Here is a 22,636-nt window from a genome sequence, read left to right as displayed (position 1 = left end):
CTTAAGCGTTTGCGTTCAATGCGGCTTTCACCAGACCTGATACTGCTGTCAGGTCGGCGCGGCCGGCTAATTTTGGTTTTAGTATGGCCATGACTTTGCCCATATCTTGCGGGCCAGTGGCACCACTTGCGCTAACGGCTGCGGCAACTTCTGCCAGGATTTCTGCTTCGGATAATCCGGCGGGCATATAGGCCGCAAGAATGATCAGTTCCGCTTTTTCTATATCGGCCAGATCCTGGCGATTTCCAGCTTCAAATTGGGTGATCGAGTCTTTGCGTTGTTTAATCATTTTTTCAATGATGGCAAGGACGAGCGTGTCGGTTAGAGTTATCCGCTCATCAATTTCTTTTTGCTTCATTGCTGCGGTGATCAGGCGAATGGTATTAAGTTTCGCAGTCTCTTTGGCACGCATTGCGGCCTTCATGTCTTCAGTGATTTGCTCTTTAAGGCCCATGTGATTCTCCAGATGAAATCAATAAACGGGAAAACCCGCTGCGGAACAACACCGGAGCGGGTTTGTAATTCTTATCTTGTCACCGCAACAAGTGCGGTGAGGAATCAGTACAGCTTTTTCGGCAATTGCTGGCTGCGGATGCGTTTGTAATGACGCTTCACGGCAGCTGCTAGCTTGCGCTTACGTTCAGCTGTCGGCTTCTCGTAAAACTCGCGCGCGCGCAACTCAGTCAATAGACCTGTTTTTTCGATAGTGCGCTTGAAGCGACGCATCGCAACTTCGAACGGCTCGTTTTCTTTAAGACGAATTGTGGTCATGTAAATTCAAACCATTAGTTAAATTAGGAAGAGGGCGATTATAGCAGGCGAAAACAATAAAGGGAAGTGCTCTGATCGATTGGAATCGTTGCTCGTGTAATTTATGACGTTTTAAGGTCATTATTCTGCCGGCGTTTGCGCATCAGTGCGAGTGCAATACCGATAGCAGTACCCAAAAACAGGCCAATGGGAAGGATGAGTGACAGTTTAGGAAAGTAAGGACGTTCGGGTACAAAAACTGCATCAATGACCGATGTAGGGTACGTGTTCGATGGCAGCAATATATCAGACAGTGCGTTTCGCTCTTTCGTCAGATGTTGTATTTGCTCGTTCTGCTTTGCCAGTAAATCTGCGGCGATGACACGTGGAGCGAATTGGCTGTCCGATTTTGGCATGGCGGGGACTATTTTTTGTAGGTTTGCCAGTTGCGATTGCGCCTCTGCCATCTGTGCGGTGTTTTCTTTCACCTGGGCATTAACGTTGTCTAATACCGGAGCCATCCGTTGATTGTGAACTTCAATGAGCGATTGAATGGCAGCATTTAAATATTTTTTCCCGTCCTCAATCGAGTAGGCAGCTACGCTAATCTCAATAAAATTGGTATTTCTAACTACCGTCCCTTTAAGTGATTTACGAAATAAAGCAGTACCTTTGTCCACTTCATTATCAATGGGTAATCCTAATGCTGCGAGCGCTTTATCTTCCTGCTCGCGATGATTCAGACGTTCTACAGCTTGTGCCGGGGGTTCCACCAATACGGTCTGAGGTGCCTCTTTAGATGACATGCTTAATGGCATTTGGCCAATTTGAAGGATTGCCGTAGCTTGCCATTTTGGTGGCAATGTTAGCCATAACGCTACTGCGGCTGCACAGCCCAGGACAATGCATGTAGACACAATGACCCATTGCTGTTTGATCGTGCTCCATAACTGGATCAAATCAATGGCTCCTGTGTTCTCTGTTTCCTGGGATGTGATGCGGGGTTGATTATTTGGCAAGTTGTTTGGCATAGTGTTCATCTCTTGAAAGTGAAAGTGATTGGACTAAACGCAGGCATTGCGTTGAACAAAAACGTTCTGTTTAAATGATTAAAAAGAAAGTCCAGTCGCTGTGCCTGAAGCCCAGGCCCATTGGAAGTTATAGCCTCCCAACCAGCCGGTAACGTCGACTGCTTCGCCAATAAAGTGCAAACCTGGGACTTTATTAGCCATCATGGTTTGCTGGGACAATTCGCGTGTGTCCACGCCGCCGAGAGTGACTTCGGCTTTGCGATAGCCTTCGGAGCCATTGGGAGTGATTACCCACCGATTCACTGTATCGCTTAACTTACGCAAAATACGATCCGGCGTATCGGCCACGCGTGCAGCAGGATCGATTCCATTCGCCTCAAGAAGACCAAGCGCTAATCGATTAGGGAGCCATTGCGAGAAGACATTTCCAAGATTCTTTTTGATGGACGTTTTACCCTCAATCAGTGTTTCGGCGATATCAATTTCTGGCAACAAATTCAAGCTAAGTGGCTGGCCCGGTTGCCAAAAGCTGGAAATTTGCAGGATTGCCGGTCCGGACAAACCGCGATGCGTAAACAACAAATCTTCTTTGAAGTAGCCGCGTGCCTTTTGATCTCCCGCCACAACTTCAACCGGCAATGCGATCCCGGCAAGCGGTATGTATGGTTCCCAGCCACCAGCATCGAAGGTGAGCGGCACCAAGCCAGGGCGTGGTGCAATCATTTTTATGTCAAATTGTTGCGCTATACGATAGGCGAAATCAGTCGCGCCGATCTTTGGAATGGACAATCCGCCAGTAGCGATGACAATGTTACTTGCCAAAATTTCTCCGGCATCCGTATCGATTCGAAACACATCACCAACCTTGCCAATGCCAGCCACGCTGCATGGCATGCGCCAGCTAACGTTGCCCAGAGCGCACTCCGCTTTGAGCATCGCAATAATCTGCTCAGCAGAGTCGTCACAGAATAGTTGCCCTTTATGCTTCTCGTGATAGCTGATGCGATAGCGTTTTATCAAATTAATAAAGTCCTGCGGGGTGTAGCGAGATAACGCACTTTTGCAAAAATGGGGATTCTGCGAAAGATAATGTTGCGGGGCTGCGGCAATATTCGTGAAGTTGCAACGCCCTCCACCGGAAATGCGAATCTTTTCTGCTAATTTGGTTGCATGATCGATCAGGACTACTTTTTTGCCGCGTTGACCGGCAACTGCAGCGCACATCATGCCAGCAGCGCCCGCGCCGATGACGGCGACATCAAATTGTTTTATCATTTATGTTGTTATTTGTATACTATTTATGTGTCAGGTAAATTCAAATGGCGTTCAAGTTACTAGTCTATTGAAAGTATGGTGGAGGTGTTTGCCCCATCCACAACTCGGATGAGAGCCGCATCATGTCATTTAAAGAGCCGCGCTGCGTGAACGTTTCTCGCAGCCAGTCAGCGTCGCTAAAACGATTATTTGCCATGTTGCGCAAACGTTTGAGCGTTAATCGCTCAGCGTCATTTTGGGTATAGCACTCCAAGTCTTGCAAATGCGTCAACAGATGCGCATAAATCGGCTGTTTCGATGATTCTGCCAGCGTTTCGCCATGAATCGCGTAGGAGCCGTTCAGACCGTAGCGGCTGGCTTCAAAGCGATTGAATTGATATAACAAATAAAAGTCATCAGTGATAGCGAATGGTCGCTCAGTCAATATCCAGCGCGCTAGTAATTGCGCATAGCAGCCTAAATGGGCCGCATGCTCGACGGTGAGCGGCGTATCGCAGACACGAATTTCGACGGTGCCATATTCGGGCTTAGGTCGAATATCCCAATAAAAATCCTTCATGCTACTGATGATGCCCATCTGTAGCAGTTCGTTGTAATACGCTTCAAATTGCGTCCAATGGTGAACCACGGGCGCAGTGCCCGAGAGCGGGAACGCACGCACCACGTTGCTGCGCGAAGATTCGAACTGGGTGTCTGCGCCTTGATAAAACGGTGATGCGGCCGAGAGAGCAATGAAATGCGGCACGAAACGTGAAAAAGCATGGGTTAAATACAGTGCATCGTCGCCACTGGGGACCCCGATATGAATATGCTGACCGAATACGGTGAAAGTCTTAGCCAGGTAACCGTATTTTTCATGCAATTGATTAAACCGCTCGCTCGGTGTAATCCGTTGTTCGTTCCAGTGCTGAAACGGATGGGCACCGCCACCGGAGACGTCAATGTTGAGATACTGCGCGCCTTTATTGAGTGCAGAGCGCAACTCTTTTAACTCCTCAATCAGGGGAGCAACGCTGGTATGGATGTCGGAATTAAGCTCGATCATGCCTTGCGTCATTTCTAGCTTGATTTGTTTTTGCAAATCGCGCGGCTCAATCCATGTCAAAAGATCGACAGCATCACTAGCCAGATTGTAGTTGCGCCGATTGACAAGTTGCAGCTCCAGTTCGATACCCATCGTAAAGGGTGTCGAAGAGGTAAAGGGTAACGTTACTGACATATTTTGATCGTCGCTTGCCATCATATTTGTCTCCTTTGGCGTAGGTCGGTTAAGGCGTTAGCCTTCGCGCCCACTCTCGCCAGATTTAATTAACGCAAATTGCGTTGCGATCGGTCCACATAATTCCAACACGATCAGACAACCGGCCAGCAATGGCAGAACGTCAGCAGTGGTGTGCGGATAAAGATAAGAAATGGTTTGCATCAATCCCAGGCCAGCTTCCGTCATCGGTAGCGTGCCCAAGGTAATCAATGCGGCTTGCTTCCATTTCATTTTGGCGAAATGGGCAAAAGTAAATACCCCACAGGCCATCGCCAGGAAGCGTGCGCCGATTAATACGATGACTGACAGGCCGACCATCGACAAGTCGTTTAAGCGTATGGAGGCGCCGACGGTGACGAACAGCATCACGATGAACAATTCATTGGCAACGCCAAACTCTAGCTCCATCAAATCGTATTGATGATCAAGATTTTTTGACATGATCGCGAAGATCAACATCGTCAGCAGCACAGGCAACTGCAAGGCGTGGGCAGCGCCGATAGCAAGCGAAATCACCGCAATCACGAGGACGAACTGGCGGCTAGGTTGGCGACCCAGCAAGCGCGCCAACGGGATCATCAGGCGATAAGTGACATAGGCCAGCAATAACGAGCCGATCAGTGAATACGCGGTGTGCGTCAACAGCGTGATAAACGGTGTCGTGCCTTCATGTGCGATGACAGGCAAGAGCGCGTAAGCCACTAGTATTGCCACAAAATTATTTAACGCAGTCATGGCCGCCAAACGTCGGGTGACCTGACCTTCTGCTTTGAGATCTCTGACGACGACCATGATGACCGCCGGGGCGGTGGCGATGGCGAGGACGCCGCCTAATAATGCCAATACGCTTGACGTTCCCAGCCACATCAAGGCACCACTGACAAATACAAAACAGAGTGCTGAACTTAGCAAGACTGTTGCTAGCAGCCATTTTTCACGCCGCAGCCAGCCAATGTCGACGTAGCGCCCCAGTTGATAGACGACCAGGGCTACGGCTACGTCAGCAAAAATATTCGCCAGTTTGAGAACGTCACCTGATAGCAGATCAAGGCCGCCGACGCCAAGTATGAAACCGACGATTAAATAGCCGGTAATCCTTGGCACCCAAGGAGATTTGGTCGCGATATAGCCGCCTAGCAATCCGAATAGCAGCAAGCTGCCAAACAGCAACAGTGCATTCCACTGAAGAGGGTCGGCTAGGGCGAACGAGGGGAGAGCCCAGTCCATGCGTACTCCTGATGGTTAGTGTATGGATCTTGCTGTGTTTGCTTTGCCGTGCAATCGTTGCGTAATCGATTTTGTTCGTGCCGGTAGCTGGGACGCAAGAAATTGATTGAGAAGAAAATCCGGATAAAAAATAAAACAGCATTACCTGTTTTTACATACGAAGTAATGTGACTTTCTTGCCTTGTTACATGGACTTTTCGGGATGATTAATAGTCAAGATGGGCTAGATTTTGCCGGATTTTAAGTCTTTTGCATACCTCTTTGCAGTGCGCGACCTGCTCTCCAATGGGTTTAGGCAGCGCAATATCGCCCCGCAATACCTGTCTTATCCAGCGTGCGGTTACGCTGGCATCACGCTCTTCAGGCAGCGCCGGAATTTCTTCGGCGACGTTCTGTTTTTCTACTAAGGTTGTCTGCGTCCCATCGTGAAACCATGCAATTTGCTGCGCTCTTTTCGCGTTCGCGACGGTTTCTCCCTCTGTTCCGCGCATGAGAAAAACGTCTCCGCGTTCGGCTGCTGCAGTGGTTTTAAAGTAGGTGCTTAGCATCGTCAGATATTCCGGATGCGTATAGGACGTCAGACGTAATGCCGGGCTGCTGAACGGCTGGATAATTTTGACTAAAGTATGCGTCGAATTACGCACCCCCAATATCCGGCGCATCGCTAGCAAGCGCGCCATTTTTGGGGCCAGTGCAGTGATGGGCATAAAAGCAGGTGCATGCCGCTCGAAGCATTCGACGGCTTGATCAACGGTGGTGGCGTGGGTATGCTCAAGCGCAGTAAAAATTTCTGCAGTAGTGACTCGTCCTGTGTCAGTCAGTACGCCATGCACCAGCGTCGGAATTCCTTCGCGTGCCAGTAACAGCGCTAGCAATGGCGTGAGATTGGCCATGTGACGTGCGCCGTTGTAACTGGGAATCACCACTGGTGCATACAGTGATTGTTTCGTTGCAACCCCGTTTGACGTTGGCAGCGGCATAAAAGATGCTTCTGCGGCATCGAGAAAGCCTGCGATTTCATCGACCGACTCGCCCTTAATGCGCATCGCCAGCAAAATACCGCCCATTTCCAGATCCGAAACGCGTCCGTCTAGCATGGCTGCATACAAGTCAAAAGCATCTGAACGGGAGAGGCTACGCGCGCCGTCTTTACCGCGTCCGATTTCTTTAATGAAGCGGGCGGCGATGAAGGGTTCGAGAGATTCTGGAGCTGATGTATTTTGCATAAAGAAAGTAGGCAATAGTAAAATTGTATAAAAATTAATGGCAGGCAGAGCCAAATAAAATCGCCGACCCACAATTGCGATTGCACACCAGGCCGATGCGTATCATAGCGTTAATGTGTAGCTAAGAACTTACGCAAAATCCGCCGTATAGATTTATGTACATGACTATGTTGATAGTCGTAGTCTTTTAATTGATTATTTCAGGATGAAATATGGCCGTCGATTCTTGTGAGCTGGAAACGCTGCGTCCGCAATTGCTGAGGTTTGCGCAGTTGCAATTGCGTAATTTCAGTCTGGCCGAAGATGCCGTTTCGGAGACCATTGTTGCTGTGATGGAGCACACTGACAGATTTCAGCACCAATCCTCTCTTAAAACCTATGTCATCGGCATACTTAAACATAAGTTGATCGACCAGTTGCGGCGCGGCAAGCGCGAGGTGCAATTTACCGACGATATCTATGACGATCGTAGCGATGCCGATATGGTTGATGCATTGTTCAACAGTCAGGATCACGCGATAGAGGCGATGCCTGACTGGGGCAATCCGCATCTGACGCTTGAACGCAAGGAGTTCTTCGATATTTTGCAGCTATGCATCGATAAATTACCCGCCAAGACTGGCCGCATTTTTATGATGCGAGAATGGCTGGAACTCGATACCGAGGCGATCTGCAAGGAACTCGATATCACCAGCGCCAATGCCTGGGTGTTGCTGTATCGGGCTCGCACGCGCTTGCGTGAATGCTTGCAAATAAACTGGTTTGGGACGTCGATCGGACAAGCATAGTGTCATTTTTGCGCCATTCCCACGACTACCATTCGATTACCTCTTAGCCGGACACACTATCCATGCCACGTCACCGTTTATTTCCTACCTGCCGAGAAACACAAAGTCTGCTCTCCGAGGCGCAGGATCGTACGTTGTCGCCACTGCATCGGACGCGCGTTCGGGTGCATTTATGGACATGCACGGCCTGCACGCGTTTCTCGCACCATCTCCATTTTTTGCGTGACGCTATGCAACGCTTGGGGAAGGACTGAAAGCGCCGTAGTCGCTGGCAGCAAAATCTGCTGATACTTTCCATTACAATGCGGCATTCTCAATATTCATTTTCCCCATGATTGTTCTCGGCGTTGAATCCTCCTGCGATGAAACCGGCATTGCGTTATACGACACGCAACGCGGTCTGCTTTCTCACGCATTGCACTCACAAGTGGCGATGCACGAACAATACGGTGGGGTCGTCCCCGAGCTCGCCTCGCGTGATCACATCCGTCGGGCGATTCCGTTATTGCAACAAGTATTGGCAGACGGCAATACACAGATGCGTGAAATCGATGCCATCGCCTATACCCAGGGGCCAGGCTTAGCGGGTGCTTTGCTGGTCGGCGCTTCAGTTGCTTGCGGCCTTGGATTAGCGCTAGATAAGCCTATGCTGGGCGTACATCATTTAGAAGGTCATCTTTTATCGCCGCTGCTGGCCAGTAATCCACCGAAGTTTCCATTTGTGGCCTTACTGGTGTCCGGCGGACATACGCAATTGATGCGAGTCGATGGCGTCGGGCAATATACGTTGCTAGGCGAAACGCTGGACGATGCCGCCGGCGAGGCTTTCGACAAGTCGGCCAAATTACTCGGTCTTGGCTATCCCGGTGGCCCGGCGATATCGCGTCTGGCAGAGTCTGGCGATCCATCGGTGTATCAGTTGCCAAGGCCGATGTTGCACTCCAAAAACCTGGATTTTAGTTTTTCCGGCCTCAAAACAGCGGTGCTTACTTTAGTGAAAAAGCAAACCGCCCCAATTTGCGAGCAGGATAAAGCCAATATTGCGCGTGCTTTTGTAGAGGCATTGGTGGAGGTCCTGGTGGTCAAATGCCTGGCGGCGTTAAGGCAAACCGGCCTGAACCGCTTAGTGATCGCAGGCGGCGTCGGCGCAAACCAACAATTGCGTGATGCTCTCAATGAAGCAGCAGTGAAACGGCGCTTTAAAGTGTTTTATCCCGAGCTGGAGTTTTGTACCGACAATGGCGCCATGATTGCCTTTGCTGGGGCAATGCGTTTGCAACTCAGGCCAGAAGTCGCGCAGCGCGATTACGCATTTAACGTGCGCCCGCGCTGGCCGCTGGATCAATTAGGGATATAAGTCCCTATCAATAGGCACCAAGAAAAGTGTCATCTAAGAAAAGTCTCGGCTAGGCGTATAATGCTGGACTGTAATGCAAAAGTGTGCATTTTCAGCCGCAGTTTGCACCCCTTTCGCTTCAGCTTGTATTTTGCTTTTTTGCAAAAGTTGACACGAAATCACGAATTCATTGAAAGCAATAGTGCCCACGCCGGTCGTTAATCATCTTAACGGCATAGCGCGCAAGGCCGCCAAATACCATGCCTGACACTCTGTCTGAAAAGCAACAAGAAATTCTTCCTGCGACCGATGTACAAGCGTCTGAGCAGGCCATTCGTTTTACCGATTTTGGATTGTCACCAGAGATCTTGCGCGCACTGAGCGATCAAGGTTATGTCAATCCCACGCCGATTCAAGCGCAAGCCATTCCGATTGTTTTGCAAGGCCGCGATGTGATGGGCGCTGCCCAAACCGGTACCGGCAAAACGGCGGGATTTGCGCTGCCGATTATTCAGTTATTACTGGCCCATGCGAATACCAGCGCGTCGCCTGCCCGTCATCCGGTACGCGCCTTGATTTTGACGCCGACGCGTGAGTTGGCCGATCAGGTTGCAGAAAACGTCAAAGCGTATTGTCGTCATACGGCCTTGCGTGCGACCGTGGTTTTCGGTGGAATCGATATGGCCCCGCAAACGGCAGCATTGCGCTCCGGTATTGAGATTGTGATCGCTACGCCTGGTCGCCTGCTGGATCACGTTCAGCAAAAAACCATCAACTTGTCGCAGACCCAGATTCTGGTGATGGACGAGGCTGACCGCATGCTTGACATGGGTTTCCTTCCTGATTTGCAGCGCATCATTAATTTGTTGCCAAAAGAGCGTCAAAGCTTGATGTTTTCGGCCACGTTTTCGGCTGAGATTAAAAAACTCGCGGGCAGTTTCCTTAAAAACCCGGTCACCATCGAAGTCGCGCGTAGCAATGCCACTGCCGATAACGTCACCCAAACCATGTATCGGGTAGATGATCAGGCCAAGCTGGACGCGGTATCGTTCATTATTCGCGAACGTAATTTAAAGCAGGTCATCGTGTTTTCTAACACCAAAATCGGTGCATCGAAGCTAGCCAAACATTTGGAGAACGAAGGCGTCAACGCCTCTGCAATTCATGGCGACAAAAGCCAGAATGAACGGATGGCGGCATTAGACGCGTTCAAAAAAGGCGAGATTGAAGTCTTGGTTGCCACCGACGTCGCCGCGCGCGGTCTCGATATCGCCGAGTTGCCGTGCGTAATTAACTACGATCTGCCTTATAACGCTGAAGATTACGTCCACCGTATTGGTCGTACCGGGCGCGCTGGTGCTTCCGGCGATGCGATTTCGCTCTACACCGAAAAAGATGAACGCTTGTTGGTCGATATCGAAACCATGATCAAGCACAAGTTCGTACGTGCTGAGTTGGTGGGTTTTGTACCGAAGTCACGCGTGTCCGAGCGTGAGCGTGCGCCGCGTCGGGAAGAGAGCGAAACGCCGCGCAGTCATGCACGGCCCGATCGCGCAGATACGCGCACCGATACCCGTTCAGGGCCGTCGTCAGATCGTAGTAGCCAACATACCCGTAGCGCTTATACATCATTGCCGCGCAAGGAAAAGATAGATCCGTGGTTTTTGAAGCCATATGAGCCGACTCTATCGGCTGTTGAGATCGCCCAGAATCATCAGACGGGCGGAAGCGCAACCAAGTCTAAAGGCAAGGTTGCTGCGTTATTGGGTGGAATGCCTAAGCGCCCTGTGACTGTTTAGATAGATCAAATGCCGACGCAACTGTCGGCATTTTGCATAGTCAGTACGGCCCGATATGCCGCTGGCGAGCCCAGGCAGCGGTAGCAAGCGGCCAAAATGCTTCAATCGAAGCGACCTGCCCGATTTCCAGACCTAAGAACCACGCGGCTTTTACCAAAGTTGGAAGCCCTTGGGTTAAATCCAGTGCTTGTGCGCCATTTTTTTTGGAGAGTTTTTCGCCGCTGACATTGGTGATAACCGGCACATGCAGATAAGCTGGTGTTCTCAACTGAAGCAGCCGTTGCAGATAAATCTGTCTTGCCGTGGAGTCTAAAAGATCGGTTCCACGCACCACATGCGTGACACCCTGATCGGCATCATCGACCACGACCGCTAGCTGATAGGCCCAAAACCCATCCGCACGTTTCAACACAAAATCCCCCACCTCTATTGCAAGATGCTGCTGGATCAAGCCTTGCAACCGGTCTTCAAAGCGAATGAGTTCAGTCGGTTGCCCGATCTCCGGCACCACCAAGCGATAGGAGCGCGTCGGTTTGCCCACCGGTAAGCCATCCCGACACGTACCGGGATACACTGCTGCGCCATCGGTCGTGACATCAATTTGAGAGTCGACAATTTCGCGACGCGTACAACCGCAGGGATAGGCCAGTCGGCCAAGTTTGTCGAATGCGTTTTGATAGAGATTGCTGCGATGACTTTGATATGCCACCGCGCCATCCCAATGCATCTGTAACGTCGTCAACGCATTTAAGATCGCCTCAGCCGCACCTGGTGCGGTATGCGCCTCATCAACATCTTCCATGCGCACCAACCATGCACCTTGATGTGCTTTAGCATCAAGATAGCTTGCCATTGCGGCAACAAGCGAACCATCATGGAGCGGTCCCGTGGGGGATGGGGCGAAACGGCCGACGTAGTGCGTTGGGTTATGCATTGTGGGTGGGCGTAAAGGTAATATTTGACGCAACTACAGGCATTAAGCGTGCCAGGGAATATCTGCGTTTGAAGTTTGTAAAAAGCCAAATAAAAAGCCCGGCGGTATTCTCGCTGGGCTTTTTATGATTGGATCATCATCAGGTCATGCATGCGGCGTTGCTTGCGCTGCGACAGAATCTTGCGTTGGTACTTGTTTTGCCACTTGCTTGGATGGGCAGTGTGGACAGGATATGCCCACAACATAGTCCGGCGATAATTGCTCACGCGGGGTCACCACGGTGCGACAAGCAAAACATTGCGCCGTCGTCGTTTCTTCCAGTTGGGGATTGAGTGACGTCCGATAGTCAAATACAAAACAATCACCGTGATAGTGCGCGCCGCCGCACTCTTCAAAATACTTGAGAATCCCGCCGTCTAGTTGATACACGCTATCAAAGCCGATTTCCTGCATATGAATGGCGGCTTTTTCACAGCGGATGCCGCCGGTGCAGAAAGTGACGACTGTTTTATCGACCAGCGCATCTTTGTGTGCAGCAATGACGTCGGGGAACTCGCTAAACTTCTCAATCCGATAATCAAGAGTATTGTCGAACGTGCCAACATCGACCTCAAATCCATTGCGGGTATCCATCATGACGACCGGACGACCATTGTCGTCATGGCCTTGATCGAGCCAGCGCTTAAGGGTTTTTGGCGCAACGGAAGGCGCGCGACCCAGTTCCGGTTTGATCAAGGGATGCTTCATCGTAATGATTTCGGCCTTGAGTTTGACCAGCATGCGCGTAAACGGTTGATTTTCGGAATAGCTCTCTTTGACTTCAATATCTGAGAAGCGCGCATCGGCACGTAACCATGTCAAAAACTGGTCAATTTGCTCACGGAAACCTGCCAAAAACATGTTGATACCTTCAGGGCTAAGTAAAATAGTGCCTTTTAGCTCTAATTGGGTACACGTTGCCAGAAATTCGGCGCGTTTGTCGGCAGTATCATCAAAGGTGATGAATTTGTAAGCCGCGATATTGACGTAGGTAGGTGTGGACGACATAAGCTTGATTTTCTCAGATTTCTCTGTAGTTCATTGATTTCGCAATATTATAAACGCGCACCGACTTTTCAAGACGATTTGCGGCGCGAATCCCGATTCAGGGCCGCTGTCGGGGTAAAATACTGCCCCATGACGACACCGCAATTTACCCACCTCCGCCTGCACTCCGAATACTCGATTGTCGATGGCTTAGTCCGCATCGACGACGTCATTAAAGCCGCTGCCGACGACAATCAGGCCGCCCTTGGCATCTCCGACCTTGCCAATCTGTTTGGCATGGTCAAGTTTTACAAGGCTGCGCGCAGCAAAGGCGTTAAGCCAATTATTGGCTGCGATGTCTGGATCACCAATAACGACGTGCGCGACAAACCATCGCGGTTGTTATTACTGGTCAAGAACCGCGCCGGTTATTTGCAACTTTGTGAATTGTTATCCAAGGCCTGGCTGGAAAATCTGCACCGTGGCCGTGCTGAAATCCGCCACGAATGGTTGGACGACCTTCAGCATCAACCGAACGGAAACGGCCTCATCGCATTGTCAGGCGCGCATTTTGGCGACGTTGGTATCGCCATCGATAACGGCAATCTGGCCGCCGCCAAGCGTTGTGCCGAGCGCTGGATGACTATTTTTCCGGATAATTTTTATATCGAAGTACAGCGCGCCGACCAGCCGAATATGGAGCCGCACGTGCGCCATGCGGTGGCGCTAGCCGGGGAGCTGCAATTGCCGGTCGTCGCCACCCATCCGATTCAGTTCCTCGATAAAGAAGAATTCATTGCCCACGAGGCACGCACCTGTATTTCCGAAGGCGAAATGCTGGCCAATGCGCGCCGGGTGCGCCGCTTTAACGATCAGCAGTGTTTTAAAACCCAAGCTGAAATGGCGGCCTTGTTTGCCGACATGCCGGCGGCCTTGGAAAATTCGGTCGAAATCGCTAAACGCTGCAATTTGTCGCTACAACTCGGTAAGCCCCAGTTGCCGGATTTTCCGACACCGGAGGGAATGACGATTGGTGAGTTTCTCGATCAGCAATCGAAAGATGGGCTGGACGTGCGCATGTTGCATTTGTTCCCAGACCCAGAGAAGCGCGAGCAAAACCGTCAGCGCTATCAAGATCGGTTGAAGTTTGAAATCGACACCATCGTCAAGATGGGTTTCCCCGGCTACTTTCTGATCGTTGCTGAGTTTATTCGCTGGGCCAAGGACAACGGCGTGCCGGTCGGGCCGGGCCGAGGTTCTGGAGCGGGTTCGCTGGTAGCTTATTCGTTGCAAATTACGGACCTTGATCCACTGCAATACAACCTCCTGTTCGAGCGGTTTCTGAACCCTGAGCGGGTTTCCATGCCTGACTTCGATATCGACTTTTGCCAGGAAGGACGCGATCGCGTCATTCAACACGTTAAGGATTTATACGGCAAGGAGGCGGTCTCGCAGATTGCGACTTTCGGGACCATGGCCGCCAAGGGCGCGATTCGTGATGTCGGCCGGGTGCTCGATTTTGGTTATAACTTCTGCGACGGTATCTCCAAGCTCATTCCGTTCAAGCCGGGCAAGCACGTCACGATTGCCGATGCCATCAAAGAAGAACCGATGCTGGCCGAGCGTCTGGAGAACGAGGAAGAGGTCAAGCAGCTATTGAGTCTGGCCCAACAAGTTGAAGGCATCGCCCGCAATATCGGGATGCATGCCGGTGGCGTGCTGATTGCCCCCGGTAAATTGACCGATTTTTGTCCGCTCTATACGCAAGGCGGCGACGCTGGCGTGGTCTCACAATACGACAAGGATGACGTTGAGGCCGTCGGTCTGGTCAAGTTCGACTTTTTGGGATTGACCACGCTGACCATTCTTGATCGCGCCGTGCGCTACATCAAACAGCTTGATCCGGCGATGGCCGATTTCAGTCTGGAAAAACTGCCGCTCAATGACCGTGCTTCGTATCAATTGCTCACAGCGGCTAAAACAGTCGCGGTATTTCAGCTAGAAAGCCGCGGCATGCAAGGCATGCTCAAGGACGCGCGCCCCGATCGCTTCGAAGATATTATCGCGCTCGTCGCGTTGTATCGTCCGGGTCCGATGGATCTGATTCCCGATTTCTGTAAGCGTAAACACGGTGAACGGTTCGACTATCCCGATCCGCGTACTGAAGGTATTTTGTCCGAAACCTACGGCATCATGGTGTATCAGGAGCAGGTGATGCAGATGGCGCAGGTGGTCGGCGGATACTCGCTCGGTGGTGCGGATTTGCTGCGACGTGCGATGGGCAAGAAAAAAGCCGAAGAAATGGCGGAGCATCGTCAAATCTTCCGCGACGGTGCGGCTAAAGACGGTCTGACCGAGGCCAAGGCCGACGAAATTTTCGATTTGATGGAAAAATTCGCGGGCTACGGTTTTAACAAATCGCACGCTGCGGCCTATGCTTTATTGTCGTATCACACCGCCTATTTAAAAGCCCATCACCCCGCCGCCTTTATGGCCGCCAACTTGTCACTGGCGATGGACGATACAGAGAAAATCAAAATTCTGGTCGTCGATTCTTTAGACATTTGCAAGCTGACCTTGTTGCCGCCGGACATTAACCTGTCCGAATACCGCTTTACACCCGAGGCCGAAGCTGGCAAAAAAGCCGCCTTTATTCGCTATGGCTTGGGCGCGGTAAAAGGCTCCGGCCAAAATGCGATCGAGGCCATCGTTGCCGCCCGTAAAGAACAACCTTTCGTCAATTTGTTCGATTTCTGTGTGCGCGTAGACAAGCGTCAGATCAATCGGCGCACGATTGAGTCCTTGATTCGGGCCGGTGCGTTCGATTGCTTCAAGGTAGATCGCGGCATCTTGCTCGCATCCGTACCGCTGGCGATGGAAGCTGCAGACCAGAAACTGGCCGCTGCAAATCAGGTCAGTCTGTTTGGTGGAGATGATAGTGATCTGGAGCCGCCACCCGAGTACGTCAAGGCGACCCCGTGGACCGATAAACAGAAACTCACCGAAGAAAAATCTGCGCTGGGATTTTATTTATCCGGCCATTTATTTGATGTCTATGCACCCGAAGTACGCCGCTTTGCCCGCACTCCGCTAGGCAACCTGGAGCCTTCGCGTGATTCCCGAACCTTAGCGGGCATCATTTCGGGCTTACGCACGCAAATGACTCAGCGTGGAAAAATGATGATCGTCACACTCGATGATGGCAGCGCGACGGTCGATGTGACGGTCTATAGCGAGCAGTTCGAGCCGAATAAAGCCTTCTTTAAGGAAGACGAGTTTTTGATCGTGCAAGGCAAAGTTTCGGAAGATCGCTTTAACGGCGGCTTGCGTGTGTCAGCCGAAAAGGTCATGGATATTGCTGCTGCACGGATTCATTATGGAAAGCAGTTTGCATTGTCGTTGTCTACACCATCGCCTCAGATGAGTGTCATCGAGCTTAAAGAGATGTTGTCCCCCCATCGTTCTGAGGGTGGGTTGCCATTGACAATACATTATTCGGGCGAAACTATTGGGTGCGATATCACGTTCGGTGACGGATGGCGTATTTCGCCTAACGATGGCTTGCAGGCTACTTTGACGGCGAGATTGGGTAAGGATGCTGTCATAGTGGAGTATTAAGCCTCAATAGTGCACGCTTGTGCATGCGAACGCGCAATCAAAAGATTAGATTTGGAGAAGAAATTTGTCTTACATAAAATGGCCCGTGATCCTTCTGATTACGCTTTTTTCCGCCTTATCACTGGTTCTGCACAATGCAGGAAATGCTTGTTTATATCTGCTTGTGGCATGCAGTATTGTCGCGCTGGTTGGTCGCTGCAAACCGATGGAGACTAGCTTTACCCAACTGTTAATACAATATTGGCCGCTCCATCTGGCGATGGTTTCATTAGCCTGTGCAGTACTTATAAACCAGCTTGTTATCGGTGATTATCAGATCAAACAATACGATAGGGCGCTCAGGCTTGCTGTGTTTGCACCGGTTTTCTGGATAGTCCTGAGTGCCCCTTTAAAGTATTTGAAGAATGTGCAATGGGCTTTCATTGTCGGTGTGTTACTTGCGATGACCAAGGCCTATCATATGACCGACGGAGGTATCGATCGAGATGGCAACATAGGATTTTTATCAACCATTGCTTTTTCTAACGTAGCGTTATTGCTGGGAGTGATGGCATTACTGTCATTTGGTTGGAATGATCGTCGCCAAAAAATAGTATTCGCGTTAAAAGTGTTGGTGTGCTGTATCGGTGTGTACACAACTATCCTGGCAAAAACGCGAGGAAGTTGGATTGCGATTCCATTTTTTCTGATTATCATCTTTATGTTTTTTGACAAGATACGTATTCGGCATAAGTTAGCGATTTTTGTTGTGACGCTTGCTATGTTGATTGGCGTATTTAGTTTAAGCAGCGCTGTTCAACAAAGAGTTGCTGACGCTAAGTCAGAGATTGCTCTTTATGTCAGCGGCACAGATGTCGACACTTCAGTGGGTGTACGACTCCAACTTTGGAATGCGGCGTTGATATTGTTTAAAGAACATCCGATCGTTGGTGTAGGAAGAGAGAACTACACCAGCGGTGTGAATGAACTTGTAACCCGCAAAATAGTTACCCCGGCAGCGGCGCACTTTGCGCACTCGCATAATGAGATTTTATTCAATATGGCAATTTTGGGGATATTTGGATTACTGGCGAGTATGTCAATTTACGTTGTACCGGCTTATTACTTTATGCGCGATAGGCGTCATGGTGACAAAGATATACGGACCGCTGCCTATTTAGGTTTGGTTTTGTGTGTGGGGTTTTTTATTTACGGTCTGACTGATTTAATGTTCTTTTGGACTGTTCTTGGTGGATTTTATACTATGAGCGTAGCGGTATTTATGGCCTGTATTATTAAACGAAAAAAAGAAATTGAGTTGATCAACCCATGATTGCTGCGACGTATTCAACGTATTTCAAACGACTTGCAACCTACCATCGGCCGTATAAAAAACGCCTGGCACTAGCCTTTCTGGGCATGGTTGTCACTGCCGCGACCGAGCCGTTAGTCGCTTATATTTTCAAGGTATTGCTGGATCACGGTTTTGTCGAAAAGCCTTCATTTCCTCTGTGGATGGTGCCGGTAGCGGTAGTCGGCGCTTTTGTGGCACGCGGAGCTTCAACGTTTTTAACGACTTATATGACGAACTGGGTGTCGACTCGGGTGCTCAATACGTTGCGGCAGCAAATGTTCAGTCGTCTGTTGAACGTGCCGATCGACTTCCATGCGACGCATTCGGTGGGACGCGTGATTAATTCAATCATGTTTGAAGTACAGCAAATCATCGACATGATCAGTAAGTTATTTACTTCCATCGTGCGTTGTGTTCTGACTGTTTTCGGCTTGCTGGCCTACATGCTGTATATCAGCTGGAGCTTGACGATAGTGGCGCTGGTGTTGATGCCGTTGATGATGTTGGTGGTTCGGACAACTGGCAAGCGCTTGAAAAAGTTGAATAAAGATGCGCTAGGCGTCAATGCGCAATTGACTCAGGTGATTGAAGAAACTACGCGGGCACAACAGGTCATCAAGATTTTTGGTGGTCAGGATTACGAAAAAAAGCGTTTCGAAGCGGGAGCTGAAAATCTACGCAGCTACAGCATGCGGCTCACAACTACCTTTGCGGCAACTGTGCCGGTGACGCAGATCATGACCGCATGCGCCATGTCGATCATGATCATGATGGCGCTGGTGCAATCGAGCCACGGTGAGATTACCGTTGGTGGCTTCATTTCATTTTTCACTGCAATGATTGCATTGCTGGCACCGCTGAAACAACTCGCTGAGGTGAATGGTCCTTTGCAGCGCGGCATGGCGGCAGCCGAAGCGGTTTTTACGCTGATTGACAGCACAGTTGAACGCAGTAGTGGCAAACAGCTTGATCAACGTGCGCACGGCAGAATCGATCTTGTTGACGTCAGTTTTTCTTATCCGGGTCAAGAGGCGCGAGCATTAAATGGCATTAACCTCAGCGTCGCACCGGGTGAAACGATTGCATTTGTAGGAATGTCGGGCGGTGGAAAATCCACGCTGGTGAATTTGATACCCGGATTTTATAAGGTAACCGAAGGGAAAATTTTGCTCGATGGGGAGGCGATCGAAGACATATCCCTCATCAGCTTACGTGCGCAAATTGCGATGGTGAGCCAAAACGTGATTTTGTTTAACGACACCATCGCCGCCAATATTGCTTACGGTGACAGCGCGCCAAATCAGGAGCGTATTGAGGCGGCTGCAGAGGCCGCATATCTGACCGATATGATTGCCAGTTTGCCGGAGGGATTAGAGACGCAGATTGGCGATAACGGCTCGCGCCTGTCCGGCGGTCAACGCCAGCGTCTGGCGATGGCGAGGGCAATCTACAAAGACGCGCCAATTTTGATTCTGGATGAGGCAACCTCAGCCCTCGATAGCGAATCCGAACGTGCAGTGCAAGCTGCGCTGGATCAACTCATGGAAGGCCGGACCACGTTCGTGATCGCCCATCGGCTCTCCACCATTGAGCGTGCCAGCCGCATTGTGGTGCTCTCTGGCGGCAGCATAGTCGAGATCGGAACGCACGATGAGTTGCTCGACAAGCAGGGCGCTTACGCTAATTTATATCGACTTCAGTTTTCTCGGGAAACGACGAATATAGAGATGTAATTCAGATGTAATTCGCACGATCTTGGCATTTTCGCCCGAGATCAATCAGATCAATCGATTACCTGTACATAGAATTTTTCATGCTCACACAACTGGTTCCCAGCGATGTATTAATAAAGAAGGCAGACAAAATTCTGTTTATCGCACATCTTGCCTTAGGTGATTTTACTTATCTGCAAAATTGTTTTCAGTCTTTTTCAGAAGCTTATCCGCACATTAAAATTCATATCTGGATCGATGAAGTACGGCGAACAAATCGGGTTGAAAGTTGGGAACATTTAAAAAAATACGCTTTATATGACTGGGTAGCAGCATGTCCGTTTGTCGCCAAGCTGTACAAGCAAACGTATAGTCCGGCGTTATTTCATCAATCGATCAAAGAAGCGCAACAAGAAGCTTATCCGTTGGTTGTTTCGCTCTCGACTCTACGTCCGCCGATGTATGCATCGATGGCGCGTGAAATCAGTCCACGCGGGTTTGTGGTCGGCATGAAAAAATCGGCAAGTTTTTTTGCGGTGCATAAACATTTAGCCTATCGCAAATTAAATGGCGCCCTGGATCCTGACGAAGCATCACAGCCGGGACTGCATATTAGCGATATTTATGCGGCTTGGTTTAATCGCTTGTTTGGGATTGTAACGACGCCGTCATCGCGCATGCCATTCGTTGAGATTCCTGATCGATGGAAACAATATGCAAAGCAGCAGTTAATCGAATGGGGATTTGCACGTGAAATTGGGGCGTCGTCAACCCGGTTAGTCTTTATTAATCCGTACGCAAAAACCAGGAAACGATGCTGGCCCTTAGAGCATGTACTGGAACTGGTTACGGCATTAAGAGCGCAAGGCGACTGGCGTAATACAGATATTGTAATGAACGTTGTACCGGAGCAAATGCGTACGGCCAGAGCATTTTTCGATCATAAAAAATTAGATCGTTTTCAATTGTTTAGTGCTCAGGAGAATTTCTTCCAATTGCCAGCGGTATTGACGGAGTGTGATGTCATCATCTCTGTTGAAACTGCAGTGATGCATCTGGCCAACGCTGTGCATGTTCCGGTGATTGCGTTGATGCGTCAAAAAAATCCAGAGTGGGCGCCGATAGATAAAGAAAACAGCACAGTCGTTACTGCGCTTAATCGCAGGGATTGGGTCAAGGCGATTACCGTTGACCAAGTCATTGCAGCTTTACCAAAGATGCGCTAAATACAGTCATTCATCAGAGAACTACTGGCGCCGCTTCCTTGTACCATTGCAAAACTATTTTTTCAACGGTGGCAGGAGCAATGTTTTTCATACAGGCGCAATTCTCAGCTTCAGCGTCTTTACAACCGCTGCAATTGCTTGGTATGCATAGGGTTTGAGCTTGTGTGCCGACAGGCGCCCATCTTCCTGGATGCATGGGCCGAATCGGTGGAAATAAACCGAGCGTGCGCTGCCCGATTGCCGCCGAGATATGTAGCGGTCCTGTGCCGCTGGCGATTAAACCATCGGCTGCCTTAATGAAGGTGGTGAGCTCATCAAGGGTGAATCTGCCGCAAACATTGCTCACATTCGGCAATGCCAATAGTTCTACCGCATTTTCTGCGAGCCATTGTCCTTCTGCGGCACTTCCTGTGAGCCATAACTGGATATTCTTGTCCTTGCTTAGTTGCCTGGCGAGCGTCAAATAATGCGCGATCGGCCATTCACGGCCGTGTCCATTCGACTTGGTATGCAAGATGATATTGAATGGATATTGCGCTAACAGTTGCTTAATCTCGATATTTTCGGGAATGTTGAAGCTGTATAAGGCCGGAATTTCGGTGATCTCAGGAATATCATTGAGGCCGAAGGGGCGTAAAAACTCAAAATTGAATTGCGCCTCGTGGTGCTCAGAGTTCCCTTTCTTAAAACGTACCCGGCGATTGCAATACAGTAATTGATAGAGCTTATGACGAGAATTACCAATGCGATTTGGAATGCGCGCTTTGAATGCCGCACGCGCCAAATGTTGATCCGGTTGGGAAAATATGATGGTGTCGATGTCTGACTGGGCAAAATAGGCGGCGGCATCAGACAAAATATCTTCGACCTCTATGACTTCATCGACACTGCTGCAATGCCGTACCACAGATGCGGCATAGGCCCGACAGAGAAAGCTTATCTTGATCGACGGATATTGTTGTTTTATGCGAGCAGCAATCGGCAGCGTTAATATGACATCACCGATATTATCGGTGCGGCATATTAATATATGTGAACTTGTTAATGCCATTTTAAAGTTGAATAGTAAGTAGTTTAGTAATGTAGACAGATGGTTCATCTATCTAGCTATCAAATATTTTATAAACCACTTAAAGCTGCTAAATACCTGGCCACGTTTCATCAAAAAACGAGAAAACATGCGCATTTCTTTATAATTCCTTGGTGCGGCATCAAGCGCGACATCAGCCCAAGGCGAAACGGCGTGGTGCTTGACAAACAAGTCTCTTGACGCGTGCAGACACCAATTATTCCAAGGTTTTACCGCGCCAGCAAAGTGAATAAATCCGACATCGCCGATAGCGCGCATCTGGCGCTTATCCTTTTCGAGATCGTGGATCAGATCGTATAAAAAATTCCATTTCCTATCGATAAACTGCACTTTTCCTTCTAATACGACATTGAGTGCATCCTGATCCGGGAAGCGATAATTTTTGCCATTTTCCAGTATCGCGTGGATAGTTTTCTCAGTAATTTGTTGGGATTCCCATACGTCAACGTTCATATACATCACGCCGGAATTGAAATAGCGCTGCGACGATAGTTGTAACGCGGCGCAGCGTCTGCGCGTGGTTTCGTCTGCATCGGGGACAACAATCGCCGCACTATTGCCAAAATCCATTTGTATTAATTCGGCGATGCTTCCCATACACAAAATATCCGCGTCCAGATAAAGAACCTTGTCGGTTATTCCACGCAAAGTCGATGGAATTAACAGGCGCGTGAAAATAGTCGGTGAGTAATAAGAAAATTGCGAGATATGCGCAAATGGTTTAAAGATGACCGGATCAATAATATGAATATGCGTCGCCACGCCAAACTTGCTCGCTAACTGATTAAAGCGTTGGCGATTATCTTCGGAAATCGAAAAGGCAAATACATGAAACGTAAAAGTGGTACCAGGATTGTGATGGATAATTGACGTGATGGTCGCGCCCATGCTGCGGCAATAATGGTCATCAACACAAAATGCGATATGAAAAGAGTCGGTTTCTTTTTCTGCGGGCAATTGAGGAATGTCATTTAAATGGGTGTGCATTGATTTGTCCTGAAAAC

19 protein-coding genes are annotated in these 22,636 nt (G+C 49.7%); 8 read left to right on the top strand and 11 right to left on the bottom strand.

Features of this window, described 5'->3' with window-relative positions; translation table 11 throughout:
- Position 1: 1 nt before the first annotated feature.
- From ACVBEF_RS02575 to ybiB, 7 genes are all read right to left on the bottom strand, one after another.
- Positions 2 to 454 carry a GatB/YqeY domain-containing protein gene (locus ACVBEF_RS02575; RefSeq protein WP_447122379.1) on the bottom strand — a complete coding sequence of 151 codons (453 nt, stop codon included), beginning with the start codon at positions 452 to 454 and terminating at the stop codon, positions 2 to 4.
- Between the two features lie 104 nt (positions 455 to 558).
- Entirely contained in the window at positions 559 to 771 is a 213-nt protein-coding gene (rpsU, locus tag ACVBEF_RS02570; protein WP_005665410.1) for a 30S ribosomal protein S21, read from the bottom strand.
- A 101-nt stretch (positions 772 to 872) separates the two neighbouring features.
- The gene (locus ACVBEF_RS02565) at positions 873 to 1,781 is read right to left on the bottom strand and encodes a Wzz/FepE/Etk N-terminal domain-containing protein (RefSeq protein ID WP_447122378.1); all 909 of its coding nucleotides are present in this window, start codon (positions 1,779 to 1,781) and stop codon (positions 873 to 875) included.
- Positions 1,782 to 1,859: 78 nt separating this feature from the next.
- Positions 1,860 to 3,056: an NAD(P)/FAD-dependent oxidoreductase gene (locus ACVBEF_RS02560; RefSeq protein ID WP_447122377.1), complete on the bottom strand. Its 1,197-nt coding sequence runs from the start codon at positions 3,054 to 3,056 to the stop codon at positions 1,860 to 1,862.
- A 64-nt stretch (positions 3,057 to 3,120) separates the two neighbouring features.
- On the bottom strand, positions 3,121 to 4,299 hold the full coding sequence (locus ACVBEF_RS02555) for a YbdK family carboxylate-amine ligase (protein WP_447122376.1): 1,179 nt from the start codon (positions 4,297 to 4,299) through the stop codon (positions 3,121 to 3,123).
- A 33-nt stretch (positions 4,300 to 4,332) separates the two neighbouring features.
- Positions 4,333 to 5,544 carry a cation:proton antiporter gene (locus ACVBEF_RS02550; RefSeq protein ID WP_447122375.1) on the bottom strand — a complete coding sequence of 404 codons (1,212 nt, stop codon included), beginning with the start codon at positions 5,542 to 5,544 and terminating at the stop codon, positions 4,333 to 4,335.
- Positions 5,545 to 5,750: 206 nt separating this feature from the next.
- A complete protein-coding gene (gene ybiB, locus ACVBEF_RS02545) occupies positions 5,751 to 6,770 on the bottom strand; it encodes a DNA-binding protein YbiB (RefSeq protein WP_447122374.1) in 1,020 nt (339 codons plus the stop codon).
- Positions 6,771 to 6,982: 212 nt separating this feature from the next.
- Between ybiB and ACVBEF_RS02540 the strand changes: the two genes are divergently transcribed.
- The 4 genes from ACVBEF_RS02540 (at position 6,983) to ACVBEF_RS02525 (ending at position 10,693) form a co-directional block, all read left to right on the top strand.
- Positions 6,983 to 7,558, top strand: a complete 576-nt coding sequence (locus ACVBEF_RS02540; RefSeq protein WP_447122373.1) for a sigma-70 family RNA polymerase sigma factor — start codon at positions 6,983 to 6,985, stop codon at positions 7,556 to 7,558.
- Between the two features lie 62 nt (positions 7,559 to 7,620).
- Entirely contained in the window at positions 7,621 to 7,812 is a 192-nt protein-coding gene (locus tag ACVBEF_RS02535) for a zf-HC2 domain-containing protein (RefSeq protein ID WP_447122372.1), read from the top strand.
- Positions 7,813 to 7,889: 77 nt separating this feature from the next.
- Positions 7,890 to 8,915, top strand: coding sequence for a tRNA (adenosine(37)-N6)-threonylcarbamoyltransferase complex transferase subunit TsaD (gene tsaD / locus ACVBEF_RS02530; protein ID WP_447122371.1), 1,026 nt, complete (start codon positions 7,890 to 7,892; stop codon positions 8,913 to 8,915).
- A gap of 239 nt (positions 8,916 to 9,154) precedes the next feature.
- Positions 9,155 to 10,693 (top strand): DEAD/DEAH box helicase, encoded by a 1,539-nt coding sequence (locus ACVBEF_RS02525; RefSeq protein WP_447122370.1) that lies wholly within the window; start codon positions 9,155 to 9,157, stop codon positions 10,691 to 10,693.
- A gap of 40 nt (positions 10,694 to 10,733) precedes the next feature.
- Here the strand turns inward: ACVBEF_RS02525 and gluQRS are convergent, their stop codons facing one another.
- Both gluQRS and ACVBEF_RS02515 read right to left on the bottom strand, forming a co-directional pair.
- The gene (gluQRS, locus tag ACVBEF_RS02520; protein ID WP_447122369.1) at positions 10,734 to 11,627 is read right to left on the bottom strand and encodes a tRNA glutamyl-Q(34) synthetase GluQRS; all 894 of its coding nucleotides are present in this window, start codon (positions 11,625 to 11,627) and stop codon (positions 10,734 to 10,736) included.
- Between the two features lie 144 nt (positions 11,628 to 11,771).
- Positions 11,772 to 12,674, bottom strand: coding sequence for a sulfurtransferase (locus ACVBEF_RS02515; RefSeq protein WP_447122368.1), 903 nt, complete (start codon positions 12,672 to 12,674; stop codon positions 11,772 to 11,774).
- A 129-nt stretch (positions 12,675 to 12,803) separates the two neighbouring features.
- Between ACVBEF_RS02515 and dnaE the strand changes: the two genes are divergently transcribed.
- The 4 genes from dnaE to ACVBEF_RS02495 all read left to right on the top strand — a co-directional run bounded on the left by dnaE (position 12,804) and on the right by ACVBEF_RS02495 (position 20,542).
- The gene (gene dnaE / locus ACVBEF_RS02510; RefSeq protein WP_447122367.1) at positions 12,804 to 16,271 is read left to right on the top strand and encodes a DNA polymerase III subunit alpha; all 3,468 of its coding nucleotides are present in this window, start codon (positions 12,804 to 12,806) and stop codon (positions 16,269 to 16,271) included.
- Between the two features lie 64 nt (positions 16,272 to 16,335).
- A complete protein-coding gene (locus ACVBEF_RS02505; RefSeq protein WP_447122366.1) occupies positions 16,336 to 17,583 on the top strand; it encodes an O-antigen ligase family protein in 1,248 nt (415 codons plus the stop codon).
- Positions 17,580 to 19,337: a lipid A export permease/ATP-binding protein MsbA gene (gene msbA, locus ACVBEF_RS02500; protein WP_447122365.1), complete on the top strand. Its 1,758-nt coding sequence runs from the start codon at positions 17,580 to 17,582 to the stop codon at positions 19,335 to 19,337. The genes ACVBEF_RS02505 and msbA overlap by 4 nt, the downstream gene beginning before the upstream one ends.
- A gap of 80 nt (positions 19,338 to 19,417) precedes the next feature.
- Complete coding sequence (locus ACVBEF_RS02495) at positions 19,418 to 20,542, top strand: glycosyltransferase family 9 protein (protein ID WP_447122364.1); 1,125 nt, start codon at positions 19,418 to 19,420, stop codon at positions 20,540 to 20,542.
- 13 nt (positions 20,543 to 20,555) lie between these two features.
- Here the strand turns inward: ACVBEF_RS02495 and ACVBEF_RS02490 are convergent, their stop codons facing one another.
- Together ACVBEF_RS02490 and ACVBEF_RS02485 are read right to left on the bottom strand one after the other, a co-directional pair.
- Complete coding sequence (locus ACVBEF_RS02490; protein ID WP_447122363.1) at positions 20,556 to 21,593, bottom strand: glycosyltransferase family 9 protein; 1,038 nt, start codon at positions 21,591 to 21,593, stop codon at positions 20,556 to 20,558.
- 48 nt (positions 21,594 to 21,641) lie between these two features.
- Positions 21,642 to 22,619, bottom strand: coding sequence for a glycosyltransferase family 8 protein (locus tag ACVBEF_RS02485; protein WP_447122362.1), 978 nt, complete (start codon positions 22,617 to 22,619; stop codon positions 21,642 to 21,644).
- Positions 22,620 to 22,636 lie beyond the last annotated feature (17 nt).

The organism is Glaciimonas sp. GG7 (genome assembly GCF_052976905.1).
This window is presented reverse-complemented; position numbering and strand designations above follow the sequence as displayed.